22 protein-coding genes and 1 tRNA gene are annotated in these 24,789 nt (G+C 34.9%); 14 read left to right on the top strand and 9 right to left on the bottom strand.

Annotated features, from left to right (window positions below; genetic code table 11):
* The first annotated feature begins 420 nt into the window (after positions 1 to 420).
* The gene (locus tag WHA_RS04645; RefSeq protein WP_015589341.1) at positions 421 to 909 is read left to right on the top strand and encodes a hypothetical protein; all 489 of its coding nucleotides are present in this window, start codon (positions 421 to 423) and stop codon (positions 907 to 909) included.
* Between the two features lie 53 nt (positions 910 to 962).
* Here WHA_RS04645 and WHA_RS04640 read toward each other — a convergent pair whose 3' ends face one another.
* Together WHA_RS04640 and hemE are read right to left on the bottom strand one after the other, a co-directional pair.
* The gene (locus WHA_RS04640) at positions 963 to 2,156 is read right to left on the bottom strand and encodes a pyridoxal phosphate-dependent aminotransferase (protein ID WP_015589340.1); all 1,194 of its coding nucleotides are present in this window, start codon (positions 2,154 to 2,156) and stop codon (positions 963 to 965) included.
* A gap of 69 nt (positions 2,157 to 2,225) precedes the next feature.
* Positions 2,226 to 3,242, bottom strand: a complete 1,017-nt coding sequence (hemE, locus tag WHA_RS04635; protein ID WP_015589339.1) for a uroporphyrinogen decarboxylase — start codon at positions 3,240 to 3,242, stop codon at positions 2,226 to 2,228.
* Between the two features lie 402 nt (positions 3,243 to 3,644).
* On the opposite strand from hemE, the gene WHA_RS04630 reads away from it, so the two are divergent.
* Positions 3,645 to 4,463: a transporter associated domain-containing protein gene (locus WHA_RS04630; protein WP_007549273.1), complete on the top strand. Its 819-nt coding sequence runs from the start codon at positions 3,645 to 3,647 to the stop codon at positions 4,461 to 4,463.
* A 66-nt stretch (positions 4,464 to 4,529) separates the two neighbouring features.
* Here WHA_RS04630 and WHA_RS04625 read toward each other — a convergent pair whose 3' ends face one another.
* Entirely contained in the window at positions 4,530 to 4,874 is a 345-nt protein-coding gene (locus WHA_RS04625) for a hypothetical protein (RefSeq protein WP_233395610.1), read from the bottom strand.
* Positions 4,875 to 4,888: 14 nt separating this feature from the next.
* A complete protein-coding gene (locus WHA_RS04620) occupies positions 4,889 to 5,182 on the bottom strand; it encodes a hypothetical protein (protein ID WP_006280049.1) in 294 nt (97 codons plus the stop codon).
* A gap of 133 nt (positions 5,183 to 5,315) precedes the next feature.
* Between WHA_RS04620 and purM the strand changes: the two genes are divergently transcribed.
* On the top strand, positions 5,316 to 6,353 hold the full coding sequence (purM, locus tag WHA_RS04615) for a phosphoribosylformylglycinamidine cyclo-ligase (RefSeq protein ID WP_015589338.1): 1,038 nt from the start codon (positions 5,316 to 5,318) through the stop codon (positions 6,351 to 6,353).
* Here the strand turns inward: purM and purC are convergent.
* Complete coding sequence (purC, locus tag WHA_RS04610; RefSeq protein WP_015589337.1) at positions 6,350 to 7,072, bottom strand: phosphoribosylaminoimidazolesuccinocarboxamide synthase; 723 nt, start codon at positions 7,070 to 7,072, stop codon at positions 6,350 to 6,352. The two genes, purM and purC, sit on opposite strands and share 4 nt — an antisense overlap.
* Positions 7,073 to 7,146: 74 nt before the next feature.
* Between purC and trmD the strand changes: the two genes are divergently transcribed.
* The 5 genes from trmD (at position 7,147) to terL (ending at position 12,493) form a co-directional block, all read left to right on the top strand.
* On the top strand, positions 7,147 to 7,857 hold the full coding sequence (trmD, locus tag WHA_RS04605; RefSeq protein WP_007549279.1) for a tRNA (guanosine(37)-N1)-methyltransferase TrmD: 711 nt from the start codon (positions 7,147 to 7,149) through the stop codon (positions 7,855 to 7,857).
* Positions 7,841 to 8,218, top strand: a complete 378-nt coding sequence (gene rplS / locus WHA_RS04600; RefSeq protein ID WP_006279489.1) for a 50S ribosomal protein L19 — start codon at positions 7,841 to 7,843, stop codon at positions 8,216 to 8,218. Before trmD ends, rplS begins: the two co-directional genes overlap by 17 nt.
* 94 nt (positions 8,219 to 8,312) lie before the next feature.
* Positions 8,313 to 9,563: a phosphate ABC transporter permease PstA gene (gene pstA / locus WHA_RS04595; RefSeq protein WP_015589336.1), complete on the top strand. Its 1,251-nt coding sequence runs from the start codon at positions 8,313 to 8,315 to the stop codon at positions 9,561 to 9,563.
* 6 nt (positions 9,564 to 9,569) lie between these two features.
* Complete coding sequence (locus WHA_RS04590) at positions 9,570 to 10,367, top strand: phosphoribosylformylglycinamidine synthase subunit PurQ (RefSeq protein WP_015589335.1); 798 nt, start codon at positions 9,570 to 9,572, stop codon at positions 10,365 to 10,367.
* Positions 10,368 to 11,029: 662 nt separating this feature from the next.
* Positions 11,030 to 12,493, top strand: coding sequence for a phage terminase large subunit (terL, locus tag WHA_RS04585; RefSeq protein ID WP_015589334.1), 1,464 nt, complete (start codon positions 11,030 to 11,032; stop codon positions 12,491 to 12,493).
* A 343-nt stretch (positions 12,494 to 12,836) separates the two neighbouring features.
* Here the strand turns inward: terL and WHA_RS04580 are convergent, their stop codons facing one another.
* Both WHA_RS04580 and lipB read right to left on the bottom strand, forming a co-directional pair.
* Positions 12,837 to 13,862: an LD-carboxypeptidase gene (locus tag WHA_RS04580; protein ID WP_015589333.1), complete on the bottom strand. Its 1,026-nt coding sequence runs from the start codon at positions 13,860 to 13,862 to the stop codon at positions 12,837 to 12,839.
* Complete coding sequence (gene lipB / locus WHA_RS04575; RefSeq protein ID WP_015589332.1) at positions 13,862 to 14,479, bottom strand: lipoyl(octanoyl) transferase LipB; 618 nt, start codon at positions 14,477 to 14,479, stop codon at positions 13,862 to 13,864. The genes WHA_RS04580 and lipB overlap by 1 nt, the downstream gene beginning before the upstream one ends.
* 251 nt (positions 14,480 to 14,730) lie before the next feature.
* On the opposite strand from lipB, the gene WHA_RS04570 reads away from it, so the two are divergent.
* From WHA_RS04570 to WHA_RS04565, 3 genes are all read left to right on the top strand, one after another.
* Positions 14,731 to 14,964, top strand: a complete 234-nt coding sequence (locus WHA_RS04570) for a DUF6290 family protein (protein ID WP_012673333.1) — start codon at positions 14,731 to 14,733, stop codon at positions 14,962 to 14,964.
* On the top strand, positions 14,940 to 15,203 hold the full coding sequence (locus WHA_RS06570) for a type II toxin-antitoxin system RelE family toxin (RefSeq protein WP_080717643.1): 264 nt from the start codon (positions 14,940 to 14,942) through the stop codon (positions 15,201 to 15,203). Before WHA_RS04570 ends, WHA_RS06570 begins: the two co-directional genes overlap by 25 nt.
* 235 nt (positions 15,204 to 15,438) lie before the next feature.
* Entirely contained in the window at positions 15,439 to 16,632 is a 1,194-nt protein-coding gene (locus tag WHA_RS04565) for a phage portal protein (RefSeq protein ID WP_015589331.1), read from the top strand.
* A gap of 54 nt (positions 16,633 to 16,686) precedes the next feature.
* Here the strand turns inward: WHA_RS04565 and WHA_RS04560 are convergent, their stop codons facing one another.
* Together WHA_RS04560 and murJ are read right to left on the bottom strand one after the other, a co-directional pair.
* Positions 16,687 to 19,230, bottom strand: a complete 2,544-nt coding sequence (locus tag WHA_RS04560) for an AsmA family protein (protein ID WP_015589330.1) — start codon at positions 19,228 to 19,230, stop codon at positions 16,687 to 16,689.
* A 3-nt stretch (positions 19,231 to 19,233) separates the two neighbouring features.
* Complete coding sequence (gene murJ, locus WHA_RS04555) at positions 19,234 to 20,721, bottom strand: murein biosynthesis integral membrane protein MurJ (protein ID WP_015589329.1); 1,488 nt, start codon at positions 20,719 to 20,721, stop codon at positions 19,234 to 19,236.
* A gap of 150 nt (positions 20,722 to 20,871) precedes the next feature.
* On the opposite strand from murJ, the gene WHA_RS04550 reads away from it, so the two are divergent.
* From WHA_RS04550 to WHA_RS04540, 3 genes are all read left to right on the top strand, one after another.
* Positions 20,872 to 20,947 (top strand) — tRNA-His (locus WHA_RS04550).
* Positions 20,948 to 21,134: 187 nt separating this feature from the next.
* A complete protein-coding gene (gene mnmG / locus WHA_RS04545) occupies positions 21,135 to 23,057 on the top strand; it encodes a tRNA uridine-5-carboxymethylaminomethyl(34) synthesis enzyme MnmG (RefSeq protein ID WP_015589328.1) in 1,923 nt (640 codons plus the stop codon).
* Positions 23,058 to 23,065: 8 nt separating this feature from the next.
* Complete coding sequence (locus WHA_RS04540; protein ID WP_015589327.1) at positions 23,066 to 24,733, top strand: aminopeptidase P family protein; 1,668 nt, start codon at positions 23,066 to 23,068, stop codon at positions 24,731 to 24,733.
* Positions 24,734 to 24,789 lie beyond the last annotated feature (56 nt).

Here is a 24,789-nt window from a genome sequence, read left to right as displayed (position 1 = left end):
TTTAATTTACCGGAATTTTATACAGTTGAACTCATAGCCAACATAAGTAGTTTATGCATTAACTAAATTTTCCAGGTTCAAGTTTGGATGATGGAAAAAGTTCACTTTTTCTATTTTTAAAAGAGACCTTTTATTTTACTTATAATTTTTTCTACCATATCTACAACTGGCTCATGAATAAGGTATATAAAAAAAATTACACCACAAATGATAAGTATATTTATGATTTTACCCTTATTCATCTTTATCTTGAGCTTCACTTTTGTTACAAGATCCATTTTATTTATGTTTTTATTTCATGCTGACAATTATATCTTAAATACCATAATTTTCAGTAAAATTTGACTTCAGAAGTATTCTATTAATTCAATATTAACCTTTTTATGTGTAAAATAGTTAATATAATATTAAAGCAGGCTGATGAATATAAGCACGATAGATAATACGCTGCAAAATTACATAACAAAATACATTGAACAAACATTCGCTACACACGTGCTAGGCAATAGATACGACAAATTGTATAGGAAACTTCTAAGTGGTATAGAAGAGATAATAAAGCTTGCTGTAAATGAAGCAAAACACTACGATGAAAATTTAGAAGATCTATATAACGATTCAAGATTTAATAAGAAATTTATTCAAGCTGTTGCTAAACATCAGGTGTTGGAATTTTTAAATACTTATCCGAAAAGAAAAGAAATTGTTGCAGAATTTTACAATGAACATCACATTAACGAAAGTGACTTAAAGACTCTGGAAAAGGGGAAAGATTTAGTAAATAAAATAAATAACATTAACTTACTGCAACAAAATGAAAAAAATGAGGAATTCAATATTAGAAAGACACTTGCTCAATCAATAAAAATGCCTTCCATAGAAAAACACAAATTAGAGCATTCAAGATAACCTTAGTGAATATTTTTGACGCGGTGAAATGGGTAATTAATGGATAGTCTATTTCATTTTAACTCCTGGCACGCTTTAGTAATACTATCACATCCAATTTCTAATTGTTCCTGAGAGGTTGCATAAGAAATTCTGATAAAATTTTCTAGACCAAATGCAATTCCTGGAACCACAGCAACCAAATGATCTCCCAGTAAGTATTCAGTAAAATCTAAATCATTATTTATTATCTTACCACTTTTTGTGCTTTTACTGAGCAATCCTTCACATGAGACAAATAAATAAAACGCACCTTGTGGAACAGACGCTGATAATCCCGGGACAGAATTTAGCTCTTTCACCATAAAATCTCTACGACTCTTAAAAATCCTTGTTCTTTCTTTCAAAAAACTATGATCACCGTTTAATGCTGCTGCTGCTGCTGCTTGTGCTATCGAATTTGGATTAGAAGTGCTTTGAGACTGCAGCGTAGAGATAGCTTTTACCACATCACTTCTACCTGCAATATACCCTATTCTCCAGCCTGTCATTGCATAGGCTTTTGATACTCCATTGACTACAAAAACTCTATCATAAAGCTTCGGCTCAACCTGAGCGATAGTAAAAAACTTTTCGTCGTATATTATATGCTCATAAATATCATCTGTAACGACATTCATATGTGGATATTCAAGCAATATTTGTGCTATGTCTTTCAATTCATCACATGTGTACACAGCTCCTGCAGGGTTGTTCGGTGAGTTAAGAATTAACCATTTAGTTTTTTTAGTTATCCTGCTTTTCAATAATTCCGCTGTCAGTTTAAAATTTTGTTTGCATTCTACTACAACTGGCAAGCCGCCAAAAAGACTTACCATATCAACATATGAAACCCAATAAGGAGCTGGAATAATAACTTCATCTCCAGAGTTAATTGTTGCCATGAACAAATTGAATAACACCTGCTTAGCACCTGTACCAACACAGATTTGGTTAAGCGTGTACTCGAGGTTATTATCCTTTCTTAACTTATTAATTATTGCTTCTTTCAGCTCACGCGTTCCATCAACAGCAGTATATTTAGTCTTACCTTCACTTATTGCTTGAATAGCTGCTTTTTTTATATGATCTGGAGTATCAAAATCCGGTTCTCCTGCAGCTAAAACACAGATCTTTTTTCCTTCATTTTTCAACTTATTTGCCTTATCAGTTACAGCAATCGTAGGTGATGGTTTTATTAGGAACATTCTTTTTGCAAGGTCTGACATATTTTACTGAAGCTAAATTTAAATGATAAACCCCGTACAACAAAAAAGCTAGGAATTTTGTGTATTGTATTAGTAGCTTTTTACCAGGTTTACCAACGCAGCAATATTTTCAACTGGAGTATCAGGGAGTACTCCATGTCCGAGATTAAATATGAAGGGTAAATCTCTAAAGCAATCTATTATACGTTTTGCTTCTTTGATTGCTTCCGTTTTATTATAGGCTAAAAGATTAGGATCAAGGTTTCCTTGTAGAGGGATGTTTAGATTCGCTTTCGCCCATTTTATTGGAACATTATAATCTATACTTACTGCAGATACACCTGTTTGTTCGCAGTAATCTTTATAAAGATTTCCAGCAGACCTTGGAAAACCTATTATTGGAAAATCAGAAAATCTATCCTTTATTGCCAAGATAATTCTCTTTGTTGGTTCGATAACATATTCTCTAAACAATGGTTCCGATAACGCACCAGCATTACTGTCAAATAGCTGAATAACATCTGCTCCAAATTCTATCTGTTTAATTAGATAAATAATCGTTACTTCCGTTATTCGTTCAATTATTTCCTTCAAACACGAAGGATAAAAATTTAATACTTTGGAAAAAGTTTTGCTGCTCCCACCTTCTATGATGTATGAGGCTACTGTCCATGGTCCACCAGCAAATCCTATGAGAGATTTTTCTTTTGGTAATTGGCTTCTGACTTTTTTTATAGCGTTTAGAATTGGTAAGGTTTTAGTTTCAATTTCTTGTGGACCCTTCAATTCCTTAGGACTTTCCACGGGTTTTATTATTGGACCTACACCGCATACGAAATTCACGTCACAACCCAAAACATCAGCTATTATTAAAATGTCTGAAAAAATTATCGCTGCATCCATGTCAAATCTTGTCACCGGCTGTAACGTCAATTCTGTCACTAAATCTGTGTTGTAGCATATCTCCATAAAATTATTCATATTTTCTACTGCTTTGCGGTACTCAGGAAGAGACCTGCCAGCCTGACGCATTAGCCAGATAGGCACTCTTCCACCCGGCTCATTTCTCTTAATAATTTTCGCTATTGTTGTTTTGCCGCTTTCCAATCTATTCTGTTTGTTCTTTTATGTATTAAAGTATAGCAATAATAATAGTTCTATCAATAACTTGTTACTAACTTAAAATTCAGTAAAAATTGGCGTTGTTCAACTTGTGGATAAATATGTGAGTAACTTTCGTATATTATTGATTTTCTGTTATGATTTATGTGTATAAGTAAGGTGTTTAGAGTGTTAGTAATTTTCTTTTATGGAAAATACTTTACCATCATGCATTGTTACACAACTATGTATATGTTGTTGAAAAAGTTGTTGATCAATTGTTGGTATTTTATATCAACAAATAATTCACAAATTAATTTGACATTATTCACATGCTTATTAAACATTTAATAACAGTTTTCTTGATAAATCTAATCTGAAAACGTTTTTGCCATTACAGGGAATAAATTGAGTAAAAAAAGAACCTTAGTAGAAAAAATAGCATATAGAATTTTTCTCTTCCTTTTCAAAAAAGCTTCTGTGTTGAAAAAGTGTGCGACTGAGGCATTAATGAAAGATCTGCCAGACCTTAATATATTTAATGGTCTATTAAAATTCCGCGATTGTGGTATAATGGATATAATGACTCCACGTACAGAGATATGCGCAGTAGACATTGAGTCAAGCGAGCGTGAAATAATAAAGAAGATAAAAAACACTTGCCACACTAAAATACCAATTTATAAAAATAACTTTGATAACGTAATAGGCTTTTTTTATGTAAAAGATGTTATTTTTAATAGGGATAAAAATTTTAATCTGAAACATATTATACAAAGCGTAATATTTGTTCCACCCTCGATGAAGACAACTAATCTTTTTGTTAGGATGAACTCTTCTAAATCATGCTTAGCTATCGTATTGGATGAATATGGTGGAACTGATGGTTTAATTTCAATGACTGATCTTATAGAGGAACTAATACCAAACATTGATAGTGAAAACGAAATAAATTCAGAATATACCATTACTGAATTGTCTCAAAATAAGTTTGAAGTATCAGCAAGGGCTCTTATAAAAGATATAGAAGAGGATCTAAAAATAGAATTACGTGACCCTGAAGAAGACTATGTTACACTTGGTGGTTTGATTCTTTCGATTGCTGGTAAAGTGCCTTCTGTAGATGAAGTCATTAAATATAAAAATGGTATGAAGTTTATCATCAAAGATGCAAATGAGCGCTACATTAATAAAATAGTACTAGACTTAAGTGATTACAAAAATTAGATTTGGTACCCCTTGTCGGGGAATGCCTTGACACGAAGAAAAAGTTGTAATAACCAAATATGCAACTCAAGTTATAGTTAAACCTATTTCCAGCAAATTATTTTCGCAAGTATAATGCATTTCAGTGTTATAGTACTCTAATAATAAAGAGGTCATATAGATATTAATATCTTTTGTATTTAAATTAGTGTCATTTTTTTTGATTAATTTGTCTACTAATGATTTGCTTATTGGTTTGTGTTCATTTAGAATTTTTATAGTTAATAGCATTTTATCTTCTGTTTGACTCAGTAAAACAGATACTAGTTCAACTTCCGCCACTGCACTGGCTATAGTTAGCACCATATTAGAAATTATCTTATTTATCTTTTCAATTAAATCTTCCTTATTTTTTGCAGAGTATGCGTCTATTTTCCACGTAAGCTTTACTTTTTTTTTAATAAATAATTTTCGATATTAGATTTGGTCTTATCAAAGCTATAATTATCCATTGAAGAAGAATATGCCTGCTTCATAACTTTATGTTTATATATTAAATCATCGGAGCTTTCTTTAAGAAACAACAACGCTTCCTTCTGCGCATCAGCATCATTCTTATCTATTACTTCAAGCTCTTCTACGCCAAACGTTATTCCATTCATAGAGTTAGCAAAGTCATGAAGCAGCCGTCCTGATAGCAGTTCCGTTATTAACAGTATGTTTTTGGTATTTTCGTTCATTGGATAATTATAAATGATTTAAGTTACCCTATATTGGTAAGTATATAATAGTCAATTAAGAGAAAGTTTCGTTGCACTTTTTATATCAAGGCATTAATATAGTATTAACAATTTTAAAATTTATAAAAGGATTATGAATACTTATACCAGATCAGGAATAGATATTGAACTATATAATAAGTTAATAAAAGAAGTCAAGCCTATTGCTCAAGAAACTACTAGAGAAGAAGTAATCAGCGAAATAGGTTCATTTTCTGCGTTATTTGATTTTGCTGCACTAAGTAAGAAGTATGACCATCCAGTACTCGTTTCCTCAACTGATGGAGTAGGTACGAAACTGTTGATAGCTCAAGAAGTGAATAAACATGATACTATAGGTATAGATTTAGTTGCAATGTGTGTAAATGACTTACTTGCACAAGGAGCAACGCCTTTGTTTTTCCTTGATTACTTTGCAACAGGCGTTTTGACCAAAGATGTTTTATTATCTGTGGTTAAGGGCATTGCAGAGGGGTGCAAGCAAGCTAAAATAGCATTGGTTGGTGGGGAAACTGCAGAAATGCCTGGAATGTATGGTAATAATCACTATGACCTTGCAGGGTTTGTGGTTGGTGTAGTTGATCGAAAGCAAATTCTTCCAAACTGTAGTATGATGAAAGCAGGTGATTATATAGTTGGCTTAGAGTCAAGTGGAATTCACTCAAATGGGTTTTCTTTAGTGCGCCATGTTTTCAAAAGCTTAGGTATAAATTATAACGATACATCTCTATGGAATAATAAATCTTGGAGTGAAATACTACTTGAACCAACAAAAATATATGTTGATTCTTTGCTGCCTATCATGTCACAAGTAAAAGGTATTGCGCACATCACGGGTGGTGGTTTGGTAGACAATATTCCGCGAATTCTTCCAAAAAACTTATTTGCAAACATAGACATTAATTCCTGGAAATGGCCAGATATATTTTTATGGCTAACAAAGGAGGGTAAAATAGAGAAGAAAGAAATGCTAAAAACATTTAATTGTGGTATTGGTATGGTATTGATCGTAAGTTCTGAGAATATGCAAAACGTGAAAAATCATTTCCAAAAACATGGAGAAAAAATTGAAATTATTGGAAAACTTGATGAGGCATGTAACCCTCCACTTGATAGAGTAGTATTTAGTTAACCTAACTTTACTGACAGTCTTTTTGCAACTTCTAGGTATGCTTCCTTTAAATCTCCTAAATTCAAACGAAAGACGTCTTTATCTAGCTTTTTATAAGTATTTTTATCCCATAACCTGCAGTTATCAGGGCTGATTTCATCGGCTAAAATGATTTTAGTACTGTCATTTATCAATCTGCCAAATTCCAATTTAAGGTCAACTAGATCTATGCCTGCATTTGAGAATAAATCAGTTAGGATTTCATTGATCTTTAAAGTTGTAGTTTTTACTTCATCCATTTCTTTGCTAGATAGCCAATCAAAATACAGTATGTGATTTTCATTTACCATTGGGTCGGCTAGGTCATCATTTTTGTAAAAAAACTCGATTATAGGAGATGCAAGCCTCTCACCTTCTTTGATATTAAAACGTTTGCAAAAGCTGCCAGCTGCAACATTTCTAACTACCACCTCAAGAGGTATTATCTTGAGCTTTTTGACTAGCTGTTCTCTTTCATTCAGAGTTTTTATAAAATGCGTGCTAATTCCTGCTTCTTCGAGCTTTTCCATGATAAAAGCACTAACATGATTATTAATTATTCCTTTGCCCTCAATAATTTCATATTTTTCCTTATTGAATGCTGTGACATCATCTTTAAAGTGCTGTATGACAGTTGATGAATCTTCAGTTTCAATAATGGCTTTCGCTTTACCTTCGTATATCGTTTTATTCAGTGACATGTTTAATTTAACTATATATTATATCAATTTACTGTTCTTAGAGTATAGCCCCAAATAACTTAAAATAAACCTTAATGGCATTCAATGTTACAATATTAACCATATTTCCAGAAATGTTCCCGGGGTTTTTGAACTATTCTCTTGCCGGAAAAGCGTTAGAAAAAAAAATATGGAACCTTGAAGTAATAAATATTCGTTCTTTTGCGAAAGATAAACATTCAACTGTGGATGATGTTCCATATGGAGGTGGAGCAGGAATGGTTATGCGTTCTGATGTAGTTGGTGATGCAGTAGATAGTATGCTCTCTGTTCATAAAAACACTAAGTTTATTTACATGACTCCATCTGGAACTAAGTTTAATCAGAATATTGCCAGAGAATTATTAGAGTTTCCTCATATAACAATATTGTGTGGTCGATTTGAAGGTATTGACCAAAGGATAATTGATGCGTATACTCCTTATGAGTTAAGTATTGGAGATTATATACTTTCAGGAGGTGAGCCAGCTGCAATGGTGGTTCTTGATGCATGCATTAGACTTCTTCCAGGTGTAGTAAATAATACCGATAGTATTACTGAAGAAAGTTTTAATTATGGTGGTGGTGTACTTGAATATCCTCAATATACTAGACCTGAGCAGTGGAAGGGATATAAAGTACCTGAGGTTTTGTTATCTGGCAATCACAAAAAAATAAGTGATTGGAGGCAGAAGCAGTCTCATGTTATAACAAAAAAGCGTAGGCCTGAATTATTGAGTGGAGAGATAAATGACAAATTTACTTAAAAAATTTAACGAACAGCAAATGCAAGTGTTAGCTAAAGAAATACCAGAATTTCGTCCTGGCGATGATTTGAAGGTCACTTTTAAAGTAGTTGACGGTACAAGTGAACGTATACAGATATTTGAAGGTGTATGTATATCAAAAAGGAACCGCGGGTTACATTCTTCTTTTGCAGTCAGAAAAGTTAGCCATGGAGAAAGTATAGTGTCTCAGTTTTTTGTTTATTCTCCTGCACTGGTTTCAGTGCAAGTGACAAGAAAAGGAAAGGTTCGTAGAGCAAAACTGTATTATCTGTGCAAACTATTTGGAAAAGCTGCAAGGATCAAAGAACGTACTACTTATGTTAAAAAGAAATCTAAGTAGATACAATGTAGATACAATAGGGAATGACATCAACGGTTATTAAACTGGACGTTTGTACAGCTGTGGGCTTGACGATGGGATCCAGGAAAAATAAATGAGTATAAAGAAAAAATTCCTTAAATTACTTCAGTCAAGGCGTGTACATGCTCGTATAAAAAGGAAAAATAAAAAGAACAGAGCGCTACGCTTTTGTTCTTTCACGGCACTAGTTATCTCACTTGGCTGTCCTGTGTGTATATTGTTGAGTATATTAGTTAACTCTTACAGTGCCTTAACAGTAACGAAAATTTTATTGCCAGTTGAAATAAATGCTGATCTTACTTTGGCGAGTAATCCTAGTGATTTGCGGTATAAGTCCATTGGCTTACTCAACGATTCTTTACGTAAGGTGTTTGGAGGAACTGATTTTAAAGACGGTGACGAAATTTTAAGTCGTAATTCTTACAAAGAACTAGAGAAATTTTTTCGTAAGAAAGTAAAAGATAGTGGTGAATATGAGATCTGGTTTACCGCGTCAAGTATAATTAATTCAATAAATAAAGATAAATATTTGAATGATCGTTATGCTAAATTACTTGATTGGCTAAAAGAAAAGAGGAGAGTGAAAAAATTTTTTAATAAGTCTTTATTCCTTAAATCTGACTCTCGTGAACCTGAGAATGCAGGGATTTTAGGAGCGTTTATCGGTTCATTAATGACAATTATAGTGTGCCTAGCATTAGCATTACCAATAGGAATTATGTCGGGCATCTGTCTTTACGAATTTATGCCTAAAAATAGGCTAATGACTAATATTGTAGAAATTAGCATAAATAATCTTGCTGCAGTGCCTTCAATAATATTTGGTGTAGTGGGCTTAACTCTCTATCTTGGCATATTTGGGCTACCACGCTCTTCACCACTTGTTGGTGGAATGACTCTTTCATTTATGATGTTACCTAATATTATAATTGCAACAAAAAATGCCTTTGCGAATGTTCCTATTACGATAAAAGATGCAGCGTTTGCGCTCGGTGCACCTCACATCAAGGTGATATTAGATCACTCTTTACCGATTGCGTTACCAAGAATAATACATGGTACTGTGCTTGCAATTGCAAGGATTTTAGGTGAATCTTCTCCTTTACTTATGATGGGTATGGTGGCATTTATTGCTGATACACCTACGTCCTTTTTCGATCCGGCAACTGTTCTACCTGTGCAAATATACATATGGTCAAGCAATCCTGAAATTGCATTTGTTGAACTTGCTGCTATCGCAATTATAGCTTTATTATTGGTGTTATTTGCGTTAAATTTAGTAGCAAATTTTGTAAAAAGGAAATTCGAATTTTTTAATTTTTAGCAATTCATGAAAATCACAGTCCTATCTGGTTATGGCTTAAATTGCGAAAAAGAAACTGCATTTGCATTTATGGAATGCAGCAGAAAACTTGGTATTGGTAATATTGAAGTAAAAATCGTTCACATTAACGATATCATAGATAATCCAGGTGAACTGAAATTAAGCAATATACTTGCAATTCCAGGGGGTTTTTCCTATGGTGATGACACTGGTGCTGGTAATGCATTTGCTTTACGCATTAAAAACAACTTGTTGGATGAGTTTCAAGAGTTTTTATCTCAGGACAAGCTGATTATAGGAATATGTAATGGTTGTCAGATATTAGTAAAATTAATTCCAGAGTTCTCTAATCTAGCTTTAATCCATAATGATATAGGCAATTATCAATGCCGTTGGATTAGAGTGAGAGTTAATTCAAAGAGTAATTCTGTTTGGCTACGGGGCCTGAGTGAACTATATCTCCCTATTGCTCATGGGGAAGGCAAATTTTTTATGGATCAAGATATTTTGAACCAATTGATTGAGAGCAATTCCGCCGCATTACGTTACATTGATGAAAATGGCAACTACGCTAACCTACAATTTCCTCACAATCCAAACGGATCTACATACGATCTGGCAGCTTTATCAGATAAAAGTGGGAGAGTATTGGCTTTAATGCCCCATCCAGAAAGGGGAATATTTTTTACTCAGCAAGATAATTGGCCTCTTGAAAAAGAAAAATGTAAACGTTTAGGAGTGGCTATGCCAAAATATGGTGATGGAATGCTTATATTTGAAAATGCACTGAAGTATTTTTGTTAAAATTTATTGATAGGGATTTATGGTCGAAATTATCCCCTGATATTGCAAAAAACTTGCTTGACAAGCCTTGCCAGTCCCCTTATCATGAAACTGAAGCTATTTATTTATCTTCTCTGTACAGATTAAATGACAAAAAAACTCACGTATCTGGCGTCCCATGTTTAATTTTTTGCACTATGTGCATCTTATGTCTTTATAAAATTTCTAGGTTTTTACCTAATATAAGCTGAAATGCGCTTATAAAGCATTTAAAACATCAAAAAACGCCGATTTAAAAAATGGATAGTGAATAACTAGCTACCCTAGGGTTTCTTTTGCCTTTTTTTTATTTGGTAAATTTCTTAATATTTATAGCTAAACAACAACCGTCATCCCGCTACTTATTAGCGGCTGAGATACCGCAGCAGTATGACGGTTCGCGGCGGCATAGTAATTCGTCATCCTGCTGCTTGTTAGCGGGATCTATGTTAAGGTATAGTAGGGGATCTATGTTAAGAGATACCGCGAATGAATCGCGGTATGACGGTGTAGATGATGGTTAAGTAATTCGTCATCCCGCTACGTGTTAGCGGGATCTAGAGATACCGCGACGTCTCACCTATAGCCTTCAGTGCTCCTTTTTTTGTCATCCCAGCGTCACGCGTTGGTTTCAACATTATATCATGAACTTTCTAAAATTCATTGAACTGTGCTTTCAAACGGTGGTGCCGGGGTGTGAGTATAATGATTATCAGTATATAAAAGTCATAGCAGACAGACTTGAAGCGGCAAATGTTGGCAAAATGAGGCGAATAATATTCAATATGCCTCCGCGTTCAATGAAGTCCCTGTGCGCTAGTGTTGCGTGGCCCGCATGGATACTGGGAAATCAGCCAACTGCAAGAATAATAGTTGCAAGCTACTCTCGGCTGCTTAGCGAAAAGCACTCGCTCGATACAAGATGCATAATGCAGTCTAGTTGGTATAGAGAGCTGTTTCCAGAGGTAGAACTATCCAAAGATCAGAATACCAAATACAAATTTCAAACAGTGCAGAGAGGATACAGAATTGCAACGTCCGTTGGAGGGACGTTAACAGGTGAAGGTGGTGATTTCATCATCGTGGATGATCCACTGAGTCCCGCCCAAGCTTTGAGTGAAACGTTTAGAAAGCGTGCTACAAATTGGTTTGACCAGACTCTAGTAACCAGGCTCAACGACAGAAAAAAAGGAGTAATTGTTCTTGTGATGCATAGGCTACATCAGGAAGATTTGACCGGACACCTTCTCTCCAAACCGAAAAACATATGGAACCATACTTGTTTACCGATGATATCTGAAAATAAGGAGATTATCTATTCAATCAAAAAGCCAGCGCCTCCTTTTCTTGTTCCTGTCACCCGAGTAACTACAAATGAGTACAAAAGCTGGATTACAGCATCAAGTGCTAGAATGACACCACCCGTAATATTATACTCAAGAGAAGAAGGTCAGTTGCTATATCCCCTCGATGGAGGAAAAGAAGAAGTTGAGATGATAAAGGTTGAACTTGGAAGTTACGCTTTTGCTGCACAATATCAACAAAACCCTCTGCCACTTTCAAGTGGTATAATTAAACGAGAGTGGCTGAAGCGCTATAGAAATTTTTCTGATAGTCTCTCATATGTCACTCAGAGCTGGGACACTGCAGTTTCAACAAGCAGCATGAGCAACTTTAGCGTCTGCACCACCTGGACAAAAGTGGGCAATAAATTCTATTTACTCGATGTATATCGCGCAAAGCTTGAGTATCCAAAGCTTAAAGAGCAAGTTCTGTCACTAACTGCAAGATGGACACCGCACGCAATTTTAATCGAAGCAAAAACAAGTGGTCAGCAATTGGTGCAAGAGCTAAAGACAAACAGTGATTTACCAATTATCGAAATAGTACCACATGATGACAAACTCACTCGATTTTATCAAATTGTTCCGATTATAGAGTCTGGCAAGGTTTTTCTGCCGCACCAAGCAGTATGGCTGAACGATTTTGAGTATGAGATTTTAATGTTTCCTGAAACTCGACACGATGATCAAGTGGATAGTACCGTGCAATATTTGCAGTGGGTGAGAGATAGTAGCTCTAGGGTCGCAGCTTTACGGGCATTGTGATTTAAGCCTACCAGATCCAAGTAGTCAGCTACTTGCATGACACCCTAACAACCGTCATCCCGCTACTTGTTAGCGGGATCTAGAGATACCGCGAATGAATCGCGGTATGACGGTTCGTGGTGGTATGACAGTTCGTGGCGGTATGACGGTTCGCGGTGGCATGACGATAACTTCGTCATTCCGCTATGTGTTAGCGGCTAAGAGATACCGCGGCGGTATGACGGTCTGCGGCGGAATGACGGTTAAGCAATTCGTCATCCCGCTACTTGTTAGCGGGATCTCTTGTTAGCGGATGAGATACCGCGAATGAATCGCGGTATGACGGTTAAGTACGTGTTAGCGGCTAAGAGATACTGCGGCGGCATGACGTAGAGCTCGCGTTAGCTATAAGATTAGCTAAATTCTGCACGTCCATAAAAAACAAACCTTCTTTTTCGTCTTGAACGCTAATAATAGCGTGAGTGTTAAAAGGTAAAGGATCATTTGTATGTCCATGGCCTACCCCTTTCATTGTAAATACAGGAAAGTTAACACTTTTTGCAAACCTTTCTTTTACAACTTCAACAAGGTTATCGTTATAGCAGTTAACGAAATCCCCAAAGATTACTGCATGTACTCCATCAAAGATGTGAGCTTGTTTTAGGTGATCTAAACTGCGCTCTATTGCGTATGGGTAGACTCTTATGTCCTCTAAAAATAGAATTTTACCTTTCGCATTTATTTGCCAAACAGTTCCTATACTGTTTTCAACTAAAGTCATATTACCACCGATGATTTTAGACTTTAATCTGCCATCTTTTAGTCTAATGCCATTATTTATCATCTTTAGCTTATCAAATCTGATAGAATCCTGCTTGTTAAGAATTAACTCTTTCAATTTTTTAACAGAGCTTTCAGAAATGGAGTTATTTACTATCATTTCCAACATGGTGCCGTGAAGAGTTTGCCAATTATATTTAGCTTGTAGATAGGTGTGCAAGGCAGTTATATCGCTATAGCCTATGAGGATTTTTTTGTTTTGAGCAATCCTTTCTTTTTTATCATTGGGTAACTTTTCTAGATAGGGAATTAACCGAGAAGCCCCTTCTCCTCCTCTGATACACCAAATTATTTTACTGTCATTAGTTAGTGCACTAATCAAATCATTTGCTCTGAATTCATCAGAGTTGGAATAAAATGGATTATCATTACTATATATTTTCTCCGAAATATGGGGATTAAAATCCAAAGCTTCTACATATTCTTTTATAGTAGTCAGATCTGATTCTTTTCCCTTCGAAGAAGGAGCAATAATATCAACTTGGTCGATTGCATGAATACCTGTGTTAGCACATAAAGTGAGAATGAAATATAAAAGGTAAACAATCATTAAAATATCTTATAAAACTCTTTTTTTAGTATATCATCCAATTCAGAGAGTGGAACTTTCACTCCTAGTTCTTCCATTGACGTGACGCCATAATCTTGCAGTCCACAAGGAATAATACCCTTATAATGAGAGAGGTCTGGAAAGACGTTAAGCGCTATGCCATGATAAGTTACCCATTTTCTTAAACGGACACCAAAAGCTGCAATTTTTTTTTCTACTCCGTTATGGTTTACCCAAATACCTATTCTATCTTCTCTAAACTCTCCAAGTATATTAAATTGCTTTAAAACATTTATGATCCACTTACTTAGATCTCTAATATATAGCTTTATATCGCATTTGTTTCTTTTTTTAAGGTTTAACATTAAATATATAATGCGCTGTCCTGGACCATGATATGTGTGTTTACCACCCCTTCCTGTTTTATATATGGGAAATAGTTTTTCAACAATATCATCAGCTGTTGCACTGATTCCTGCAGTATAAAGTGGAGGGTGCTGGAGTAGCCATACCAATTCGTCTGCTGAATTATTGTGAATTTGTTGAATTTTCTCTTCCATGGATTTTACAGCACAGTTATAATCAATAAGCTGATTAGATATTAGCCATTCTGTCATATTCTATTTCTTTTTTTTTAGTATAGCAGTTCGTTTTTTCCTGTTATTCCAGTGTGTGACACTGGGCGCAGCCTTTCTTATTCCTAATATACTTAATACTAACTTCTGTGCTATTTCTCCTTAACAAACATAGTACATGACAAATGTTTAATTATTTGTCAACACAGGTCCTCTTTACGTATAGGCAACTTTTTTTATTGAAAAATTCAGAAAAATGTTGTATAATTATTAGTAGATTTTAGGTAAAATATATGGCAAACTCAAAATTTAGCATAACTTTCAACAACGAAATTTCAGAGTGTCTTGCTGGACTGGCTAAAATAAGAAATAAGTCCATTAAAGAACTAGCAGAGAAGCTAATACAAGAAGCAATTGAAAATGAGGAAGATAAAATACTAATTGAGCGTGCTGCTAGACGTAATGTTTCAGGTGTGAAGAAAATTAGAAGTGAGGATGTAGACTGGAATACAATATTATCTTCATAGAAAGCGTTCTTGAGAAAGACCTTCCAGCTCTTCCAAAAACAATAAGATTAAGGATCATAAATGCGATAAATAAGCGCCTTACAGTTGATCCCATTAACCTTGGTGAGCCATTATATTACAGATTTAAAGGACAAAGAAGATTAAGGGTAGGTGATTATCGCGTTATCTATTCCGTAAATATTATAAAATATGAAGTGGTTATCACAGAGATAGGACACAGAAAAGATATTTATAAGTAAGTACATCATATAAATATTAAATATATTTTTACTCCTTCCTGATTCATTTTCTACCTTAGGTGGCTTCGCTCAGCTCAAAAAAAAAGCTCATTCTTTTTGCTACCCCTTATTGTGCCTGCCATTTAACTACTGTGTAGAGATTGCTCTCAAACATAATGTTCGTACGTTAGTATATCCTTCCTGTGACACCAATTGATATAATTCTACCACAAATTCAATTTTTTAGGAGGCACATATGAATTTCAACATCTTTCAAAGAAAAAAAAGCGCAGTATTTACTAAATATTCTGCTTTGCAACTAATGATGGAGCCAAGTTGGAGTAAGCGTGATTATGTAAGTTTTGCTGAGGAAGGTTACATAAAAAATGTTATTGCCTTTCGAGCAATCAATATGATTGCAAGTGCTGCATCTTCGGTACCTCTTACTCTCTGCCAGCTTACTGAACAGGGAAAATCGCAACTAAAAGCCCATCCATTACTGAAATTACTTTATTCTCCTAATCCAATGACATCAAAATCGGAATTTATTGAGGGGATTGTAACTTATCGGTTAGTTAACGGCAATTCTTATATATTGATGGTTGAGTCGCAGAACAATAGAAAACCACCAACAGAGCTTTATCTTCTGCGCCCCGATAGGGTTGAAATTGTTCCAGGGAGAAATAACGTTCCTTATAACTATCGTTATGCCATAAATAACAACAGTTATGACTTTAAAGTTGATAAACTAACCGGACGTTCAGCAGTGTTGCACCTAAAGACCTTTAACCCTTTGAATGATTGGTATGGGTTATCACCAATTGAGGCGGCTGCATATAGTATAGATCAGCATAATCAGGCTGGTGCTTGGAATCAAGCGATGTTGCAAAACGGAGCAAGACCAAGTGGTGCAATAGTTGTAAAATCAGCAAAAGATGGAAGTGGTGGAAGTTTAAGTCAAGAGCAGTACCAACGCTTAAAAGCACAGATAAATGATCATTATTCAGGTCCTGTCAATGCTGGGAGGCCGATATTGCTTGAAGGAGGCTTGGAGTGGAAAGAAATGAGCTTATCACCAAGGGATATGGATTTTATTGAGTCCAAACACAGTTCAGCTCGTGATATTGCCCTGGCTTTTGGCGTTCCGCCGCAGTTGCTTGGCATACCAGGTGATAACACTTATAGCAATTTAGTCGAAGCACGCTTGTCCCTTTGGGAACAGACGGTTTTACCAACGCTAGAAAATATTATCTGTCACCTGAATTCTTGGCTAACACCAAAATTTGGTGAAGATCTGTGCTTGTCGTACGACAAAGATGCAATAGAGATTCTCATGGAAAAGAGACAAAAGTTGTGGAAATACGTAGAAAACGCAAGCTTCATGACGCTCAACGAAAAGAGAGAAGCATTTGGCTTGCCACCACTGCCAGGTGGTGATGAGTTAGGTTAAGTTTGTACCCGTTCAGATGAGTTCATTGTCTCCTAAACCGTACGCCTAAGTAAATCAACTATTTTTCTTGCCAACCAGAGCGGTGAAGATTTGGTCTACATCAAAACTCATCTTAGGACGCCAAATAGGGCCATCCAAATGCATATCGATATAGATTGGATTACTATAATTTGGTGGTATGAAAAAGAACCTGAATATAGAAGCTAAAGCGAAGTTAGATAAGGTTAAATTAGAAGAGATTGACCCTGATGCTTGATCAATCCCGAATTGTAAACTAGTTGAACATATACCACTCTTAATACTTGCTTTTCCGCTAATATTTTCAAAAGATGTTTTACCGTTATATATATCAACATAAGCAAGTGTGGAAATTTCAGATTTATTCTTACTGCTTAACAAATTAGTGATAAATGAATTGAAATCTACATTAGTAACTTCTATTCCTTGCGCTTGTAAGTTTACATCTCCTGATAAGTTACTAGCCCAATCATGAAAACTTTTTCCTTGAGTTTTGATTTCACCATTTAAGCTTACCTGACCATTTACATTGTCAATTCCTATAACCTTACCAATCTTTTTAGTGTCCAAATTTACAATAGAAAACCTTGTATTTATTGAGTCTGATCTTAAATAACCCTGAAAAAACACTTGCCCGTGTTCTAATACGTAACTTGCCTGCCTGATAGTGATAGTGTTGTTTCTCATTACCGCATCCAAATTAAAATCTTTTAAAACATTCTGCTCGGTTTTAAATTCTGCAGTATTGATTTGCACATTTGCATCAAAGCCTTCTTTATCATCCAAAAAATCAAGCTGCTTTGTTGACCATTGAATTTGATCTATCTCATTTCTTGAATTTCTTTTCGTCTCTACTAAATTCGGTAATTTAAAGATATTTCCATTAAATTTACTGCCCGTAAGGTTAACATCTAATAAAGGTTTGGCGTATTTTTGATCTGCTAATATTTTTGCATTACCGGTAATATCGAAATCTTCTCCAGATAGTTTTATTTTATCTGCAACTAGCTTACCTTTTTCCATTTTCAGCAAAAAATCCAAATTTTTAATTTTCGTATCATTCAATGTAAGGTTATTAACACGGGCCTTTATATTTGCATCATACTGAAAATTTTTCAGCCATTGCATTTTAGGTAAACTGCTAAATAATGAATGATCATATTTATCTGCATCAAGATTATGCATGCTAAATTCACCATTGACCACATTGTGTTTTTTTGTATGGCTTACTCTAATTGACCCTTGCAAGGATTCCTTATTATTTAGCAGTCTAATGTCTGAGATAGATAATATTCTTGGTGCAAGGTGCAGTTTAGAACTTAGTGTAAATTGATTTTTCTGGTTTTCTTTCATCTTTATAGAAGGGAAAAAACATGAAATGAATGACTCAAAATCATTTCCTTCGACTAATAAATCACCGTTGAATTCAGATAGGACATTATTGTTTGAGATCTCTCCTGATAAGTAAGATATATTATTGATTCCAGGAAATTTAAGAAGCGTATTAACTTTTACTTTGCCATCAGTGGATTTTAGTACAGCACGGAAATTGTCCAATATTTTGTTTTGATATTGAATGTTAGAAGCTTCCATATTAAAATTTAAGCTCAAGTTCTTTGGCACAACTGCTCTAAAACATTCCAGAAGATCCTTCATATTCATTGTTCTTTGTGAATCATTTTGTATGGAATCTAAATCAACTTTACTGAAGCTAATATTGAAATTAGTGTGATTGCCTTTTCTATCATTTTGTATTGTACCGCTGGCTTGCATGCTTTTGGAATCAATTTTTAAGTCAGTTGCCGTAAACTCACTTTCATTAAGACTTATATTGGATGATATCTTGATATTTTCGCTAGGAATAACACAAGAGAGAAAGCTAAGATTAATGATTTTTGCTAAATCACTCACAGAACCGGAACTGTTATTAATTGTTAATGTTAAATTACCCTGGAGTTCTTCTTGATTTCTATTACCTGTAAATAGCAAATTTACAAAATTTGATTCAACACTAATGTGTACATTCCTTTTTGTGATATTAACCTTTCCTGAAAAATCGTAATTATTATCACCTACCTTTACTTTACCAAAAAACTGCTTATTTTTTTTTACAGCAACTTCCTTTATGTTAACAATATCAGCGAAATCATTCTTGAAACTTACTTGGCTGTCTTTTATTACTATATCGACTATGTTACCACTGGCGTTTGTATTTATAATATTAAGTAAATTTTCTTTGTTGCTTTTCATGCCAAACAATGTGATTGACTTTGGTTGCAACGAAAATAAAAACAACGATAGGAACGATGGCCTTATTTCAATTTTTCTTACACTAATTAAATCTGACAACTTTTGCTCTTTATTTTCGTTGTATTGTACGTATACATTATAAATAGTGAGCTTTGGGGTAATCAACGAAACTTTAATTTTTCCCCCAATATGCACTTTAGCATCATACGTCTTCTCTAACTCTTTTATGATATATTTCCTGTAGCCACTCCAATCCTTAAAAGTTGCAGCAACATGCATGAGAATTAATAGCAGTGAGATTGATAATATAGCATATAAAGAAAGTCTCATAATTTACACATGCTTAAAGTTTCCCTTAAATATTAAATAGAGAATACCAAAATAAACAATAACACTCAAAGCTATTAAAGTCGTTAAATAAACAATACGAGCCAACATTTTATCAAAAAATAATCCTGCCAACAAAGAATTAAAAATATAAAGGGCTATTGACATGACTGCCGTTGCTACAAAAATTTTCATGACATTTAACAATAACGCTTGGCTAACCTTATACATTTTATTTATTGTTAAATAACTAATTAATAGAATAGAGTTTATCCAAGTGGAAACGGAAGTAGCAATAGCAATCCCCGTATGCTGATACTCGTTCATTAACAAAAGGTTTAGCACTACATTAATTCCAAGACACATTAGCGAAAATATGGTTGGTATTTTCAGATTGCCTTTAGCAAAAAATGTAGGTAGCAATACTTTATTTATAATAAATGCAGGTAAAGAAAGAGAAAATGCTATTAAAGTGGGAACAGTTTGCTGCACTGCATAATGATCAAACCGGCCGTAAGAAAAAAGCGTAAGTAAAATTATGTCGGGAATAATGATAAAGGCAGCAGTTGTTGGCATAATTAACATTAATCCTATGTTGAGAGCCTTGTTCTGTATTTTGACTATATTTTCAGTATTATCCACCTGTTTTGAAATTAAAGGAAGAAGCACTGTACCAATTGCAGTACCGATTATTCCCTGCGGTAGTTGATTTAGTCTATCGGCATAATATATATAGGACACCGCATTTGGTATAAAACTCGCCATGATTGTATCAATCCATAAGCTTATTTGAGTTACACAATTGTTGATAATTGCAGGTACCACACGCTTAAAAAACAACCTTACTTCATTGCTTAATTCAAGGCTAAAAGAAAAAGCTGCCTTTAACTTGTATGCACTAAATAGCATCAGCAACAATTGAAAAACTCCTCCTATCAGCACAGCTATAGAAAGGTTGTGCGCTGGAGTTTTTACGTAAGGCACAAATAAACTGATGATTAAACAGAGATTCAAAACAATTGGTGCAATAGCTGTTGAAGCAAAATGCTGCTTTACTTGCAGCATTCCACCAATAAGTGATGCAATTGAAACAAAGATTATGTAGGGCATCATAATTCTTGATAAAGTAACAGTAAGGGTAAACTTACTTTGGTCAAATCCAGGAGCAAAAATTTGAATCATATAAGGGGAGAAAGTTTGCATAATAAGGCAAAAAATTACTAAGATAATAAACGTAATGGATATTACACTACTTGCAAAATTAAATGCCTTTTTATTATCATATGATTCTGTCGAATATAACGGTATGAATGAGGTAGTGAACGCTCCTTCTGCAAAAAATGCTCGAAATAGATTGGCAAAGCGAAACGAAGAAAAAAATATGTCTGCAAGAGAGTTCGCACCAATAACCGTAGCAATTAATACATCCCTTATTAACCCTGAGATCCTTGAAATAGCCGTAAAAAAACTAAATGTGAAAATACTTTTAAACATACCACTACTTCATTAGTGTCAATACGATTAACTATAATGGTAAAAGTATCAATGAAAATATTTATTGGCTAAACTTAAAACCCTCTGCAAAAAGAGAGTTAAATAATCAATTGACTATTTGCGCTCTTATGTTAGAAATTTTATATCTTGGCGGGCGTAGCTCAGTTGGTAGAGCGTCAGTTTGTGGTACTGAATGTCGCCAGTTCGATCCTGGTCGCTCGCCCCACTAAAACCCGATAATTTGAAAAACCGTCATCCCGCTGCTTGTTAGCGGGATCTAGAGATACCGTGACGGTATGACGTGAGTTAGCTATACATTGGCCACTGATGATTGAAATAGTTAATTACTGTAAAATTTGACATTAACCGCTAATAGTTAGAATATTAGTAGAGTAAGAATTACTCAAGAAGGCATGCATAAATATGATGTAGTAGTAGTAGGTGGTGGTCATGCAGGGTGCGAAGCTGCTGCTGCTGCAGCTCGCCTTGGTGCAAACACGCTGCTTATAACTCATAAAATTTCAACTATAGGGGAAATGTCCTGCAATCCAGCAATCGGAGGAGTTGCAAAGGGTGTTGTAGTCAGGGAAGTTGACGCTCTTGATGGAATAATGGGAAGAGCAATCGATCAAGCAAGTATACACTCAGTCATTTTAAATAGCAGCAGAGGTGCAGCAGTATGGGGCCCGCGTGTACAGGCAGACCGAAAATTATACAAGCAAGCAATACAGAAAATTATTCTAAATTATAATAATTTGACGGTAAAAGAAGAGTCGGTTGACGATTTTCTTATAGAGAGTAATAACAATGGAGAATTGTGCATTAAAGCTGTAATAACAAGCTCAGGGGAGCATATACTGACAAGCAAAGTCGTTTTAACTACAGGGACTTTCCTGCAAGGTGTGATTCATATAGGAGAGCAAGCAACTCCTTCAGGGAGAATGGGAGATAAGTCTGCCGTAGAACTTGCAAATACGTTGAAGAAATATAATTTCAAATTAGGTAGACTGCGTACCGGAACTCCACCAAGGCTCGATCGTGGCACTATAAACTGGTCAATATTGCAAGAACAAGTGGGTGATAACCCACCTGTGCCGTTTTCTTACTTAACAGAAAAAATTAACCAACCTCAGGTATCATGCTTTATTACCCATACTAATGAAAACACGCATAAAATAATCAGAGAAAATCTCCACAGGTCAGCTTCTTCATATTTAGATGACGTTGTTGCACCAAGATACTGCCCATCAATTGAAGTTAAAGTTAAAAAATTTGCAGAAAAAAGTAGTCATCAAATATTTCTAGAGCCAGAAGGCCTGAATGATGATACTATATACCCGAACGGAATTTCAAATTCATTGCCTATTGAAGTGCAGTGTGAAATGATAAAGAGTATCAAGGGACTTGAAAATGCAGAAATACTAAGACCTGGATATGCAGTTGAGTATGACTATATTGATCCACGAGAACTAAGCCATACTCTTGAAACTAAGAAAATTAAAGGCCTATATTTTGCTGGCCAAATTAATGGCACTACTGGATATGAAGAAGCAGCAGGGCAAGGAATTATTGCCGGAATTAATGCAGCACTCTCTGCATCTGAAAAAAAAGAAAGCTTTGTTCTTCATCGCACAGACTCATATATCGGCGTAATGATAGATGATCTAGTCACCAAAGGGGTGATCGAACCTTATAGATTATTTACCTCACGTGCAGAATATAGGCTAGCTATCAGGTCAGACAATGCAGATAGAAGATTAACACAAAAAGGTTATGATATTTCCCTTGTTTCGCATGAGAGATACTCTGTTTTACAGAATAAACTTGAATCCATTAAGCAGCTTGAAGAGAAGTTAGGGAGTCTGACGATTACTCCTGAGCAGCTTAGGTCTTATGGTATCAAAATATCTTATGATGGGATAAGAAAAACGGCACTAGATTTACTTAGCTATCCAAACATCGACTGGAATAAATTACAAGAAATATGGCCGGAGTTAAGCAGCATCACGCGCTGGGATGGCACCGCAATGGGTAGCATAACTAAGAATGAAATATGCGAAGCGGTTGAAATTGAAGCAAAATACAAACCTTATCTAATAAGACAAGAAGCGGATATGAAGTTTTTACGAGAGGAAATTAACACTCAAATTCCAATTGATTTTAACTATTCACAAGTTAAAGGCCTGTCAAGTGAAGTAATAGAAAAGTTGCAGACGATAAAACCAGCGACGATTGGCATTGCAAAGCAAATACAAGGCATCACTCCTGCAGCGATAGTGAGCATATTAGTGTATTTGAGAAACAGGAAAACGAAAGTGGCTGCTAATTTTGTGTGAGGTGTTCTATGTCAAAAATCGAAGAATTTCGTTCTTTTATGCGTGCAATAAATGCTGAGGCGTTTATGTTGCACACCAAAGATGAATATTTAAATGAGTATTCAGAGGAGCTAACAAAGCTGTGTGGCTTCACAGGAACAAATGGGCTGCTCATTGTTACAAAAAACAACAAGTGCCCATTTTTTACGGATGGACGCTATATCACACAAGCTCACAATCAGCTCGATCAGGGCAATTTTCAAGTATATAATATACAAGAAGAGGATCCACGCGAATGGATAAAAGCAAACTTAACATCGACTGCCTCACTAGGTTATTATTTGCAATATTTTACCATAGAAGATATAAGAAAGTATGAGAATATCTGTAAATTAATACCCTGTTTAGCTGGAAAAAAAAGTGACTATCGAAAACAAGCAGTGGTTTTACATTCTATTGAACATGCTGGTGAAAGTAGTAAGGACAAATGTGAAAAAGTTGCCAAAAGCATAGATAAAGAAGCTGAAGCAGTGCTTTTAACTGATCCAAATTCAATTTCATGGTTATTAAATTTAAGAAATGAAAATGCTAAATATACTCCATGTATATTGGGCCGTGCTATATTGTATAAAAGCGGTAATGTTAATTTGTTTATTCAAGATAAAGAACATTCAACTATAGAAGCAAATTTAGGCAATCATATAAATATTTTTGATATTAGTGAGCTAGAAAATTCGCTGCACAAGCTAAATTCAATAGTCATGGATCCAAGCACAACTCCAATGAGTATCATGGCTGTAATAAAAGATAAACAGGTAGCTGAGAGAGAAGATCCTTGTCTAATTTATAAAGCAGCAAAAAACCAAACTGAAATAGCTGGGGCTATAAATGCGCATATCAGAGATGGAGTGGCAGTTACAAATTTTCTATCTTGGCTTGAAAATAATGTTGGTACAGAACTTGAAGCTGAAGAAAAGATTTTAGAATACAGAAAAGAGCAGAATTTGTTTAAACAATTGAGCTTTCCAACAATTTCCGCATTTAATGAAAATGGTGCAATAATTCACTATCGTGCAAGCAGTAAGACGAATAAGGTAATTCAGAAAAATGGACTATATTTGATTGACTCTGGTGGCCAATACCTTAGTGGCACAACTGATGTGACAAGAACTGTAGTAGTTGGTAATCCGACCAATGAGCAAATAATCCACTATACAATAGTGTTGAAAGCTCACATTGCTATAGCAAGTGTCATCTTTCCCCCCGGCACTACTGGTGGAGAATTGGATATATTGGCACGTACGCATTTATGGAAATTTGGAATGGACTATATGCATGGTACAGGGCATGGAGTAGGAAGTTACCTATCAGTACACGAAGGACCACAAGCAATATCAAAAAGTAATAAAGTGAAACTCACGCCAGGGATGATACTTTCCAACGAACCTGGCTATTACATTCCGGGAGAGTATGGAATAAGAATTGAAAATCTGATATATGTTGACAGGCAAGAGAATGGCTTCTTAAACTTTAAACAACTGACCTCTATTCCATATGATAGAAGACTAATAAATGTGCAAATGCTTACTAAGGATGAAATTGAATGGATAAATGGCTACCATCAATTTGTCTATAAAAACTTAGAAAATAGCGTAAAAGATAAGGAATGGTTAAAGAAGGTATGTGACCCTTTATAAGCAAAGGAGCATTTTTTATTATTTAAAAAGTATTAATGCAATTGTGACAGGTATTT

The sequence above is a fragment of the Wolbachia endosymbiont of Drosophila simulans wHa genome, assembly GCF_000376605.1.
Taxonomy (GTDB): domain Bacteria; phylum Pseudomonadota; class Alphaproteobacteria; order Rickettsiales; family Anaplasmataceae; genus Wolbachia; species Wolbachia pipientis.
The sequence above is the reverse complement of the archived record's forward strand: the minus strand, read 5'-3'. Positions and strand labels throughout refer to the sequence as shown.

Bases quoted from the DNA above. Each gene is read 5' to 3' on its own strand.
- WHA_RS04580 (WP_015589333.1), bottom strand. From the start codon at position 13,862: ATGATTGTTTACCTTTTATATTTCATTCTCACTTTATGTGCTAACACA.
- trmD (WP_007549279.1), top strand. From the start codon at position 7,147: ATGGCATTCAATGTTACAATATTAACCATATTTCCAGAAATGTTCCCG.
- terL (WP_015589334.1), top strand. From the start codon at position 11,030: ATGAACTTTCTAAAATTCATTGAACTGTGCTTTCAAACGGTGGTGCCG.
- WHA_RS04565 (WP_015589331.1), top strand. From the start codon at position 15,439: ATGAATTTCAACATCTTTCAAAGAAAAAAAAGCGCAGTATTTACTAAA.
- murJ (WP_015589329.1), bottom strand. From the start codon at position 20,721: ATGTTTAAAAGTATTTTCACATTTAGTTTTTTTACGGCTATTTCAAGG.
- WHA_RS04645 (WP_015589341.1), top strand. From the start codon at position 421: ATGAATATAAGCACGATAGATAATACGCTGCAAAATTACATAACAAAA.
- purM (WP_015589338.1), top strand. From the start codon at position 5,316: ATGAATACTTATACCAGATCAGGAATAGATATTGAACTATATAATAAG.
- purC (WP_015589337.1), bottom strand. From the start codon at position 7,072: ATGTCACTGAATAAAACGATATACGAAGGTAAAGCGAAAGCCATTATT.
- WHA_RS04540 (WP_015589327.1), top strand. From the start codon at position 23,066: ATGTCAAAAATCGAAGAATTTCGTTCTTTTATGCGTGCAATAAATGCT.
- mnmG (WP_015589328.1), top strand. From the start codon at position 21,135: ATGCATAAATATGATGTAGTAGTAGTAGGTGGTGGTCATGCAGGGTGC.
- rplS (WP_006279489.1), top strand. From the start codon at position 7,841: ATGACAAATTTACTTAAAAAATTTAACGAACAGCAAATGCAAGTGTTA.
- WHA_RS04570 (WP_012673333.1), top strand. From the start codon at position 14,731: ATGGCAAACTCAAAATTTAGCATAACTTTCAACAACGAAATTTCAGAG.
- WHA_RS04640 (WP_015589340.1), bottom strand. From the start codon at position 2,156: ATGTCAGACCTTGCAAAAAGAATGTTCCTAATAAAACCATCACCTACG.
- WHA_RS04620 (WP_006280049.1), bottom strand. From the start codon at position 5,182: ATGAACGAAAATACCAAAAACATACTGTTAATAACGGAACTGCTATCA.
- pstA (WP_015589336.1), top strand. From the start codon at position 8,313: ATGAGTATAAAGAAAAAATTCCTTAAATTACTTCAGTCAAGGCGTGTA.
- WHA_RS04560 (WP_015589330.1), bottom strand. From the start codon at position 19,230: ATGAGACTTTCTTTATATGCTATATTATCAATCTCACTGCTATTAATT.
- WHA_RS04590 (WP_015589335.1), top strand. From the start codon at position 9,570: ATGAAAATCACAGTCCTATCTGGTTATGGCTTAAATTGCGAAAAAGAA.
- lipB (WP_015589332.1), bottom strand. From the start codon at position 14,479: ATGACAGAATGGCTAATATCTAATCAGCTTATTGATTATAACTGTGCT.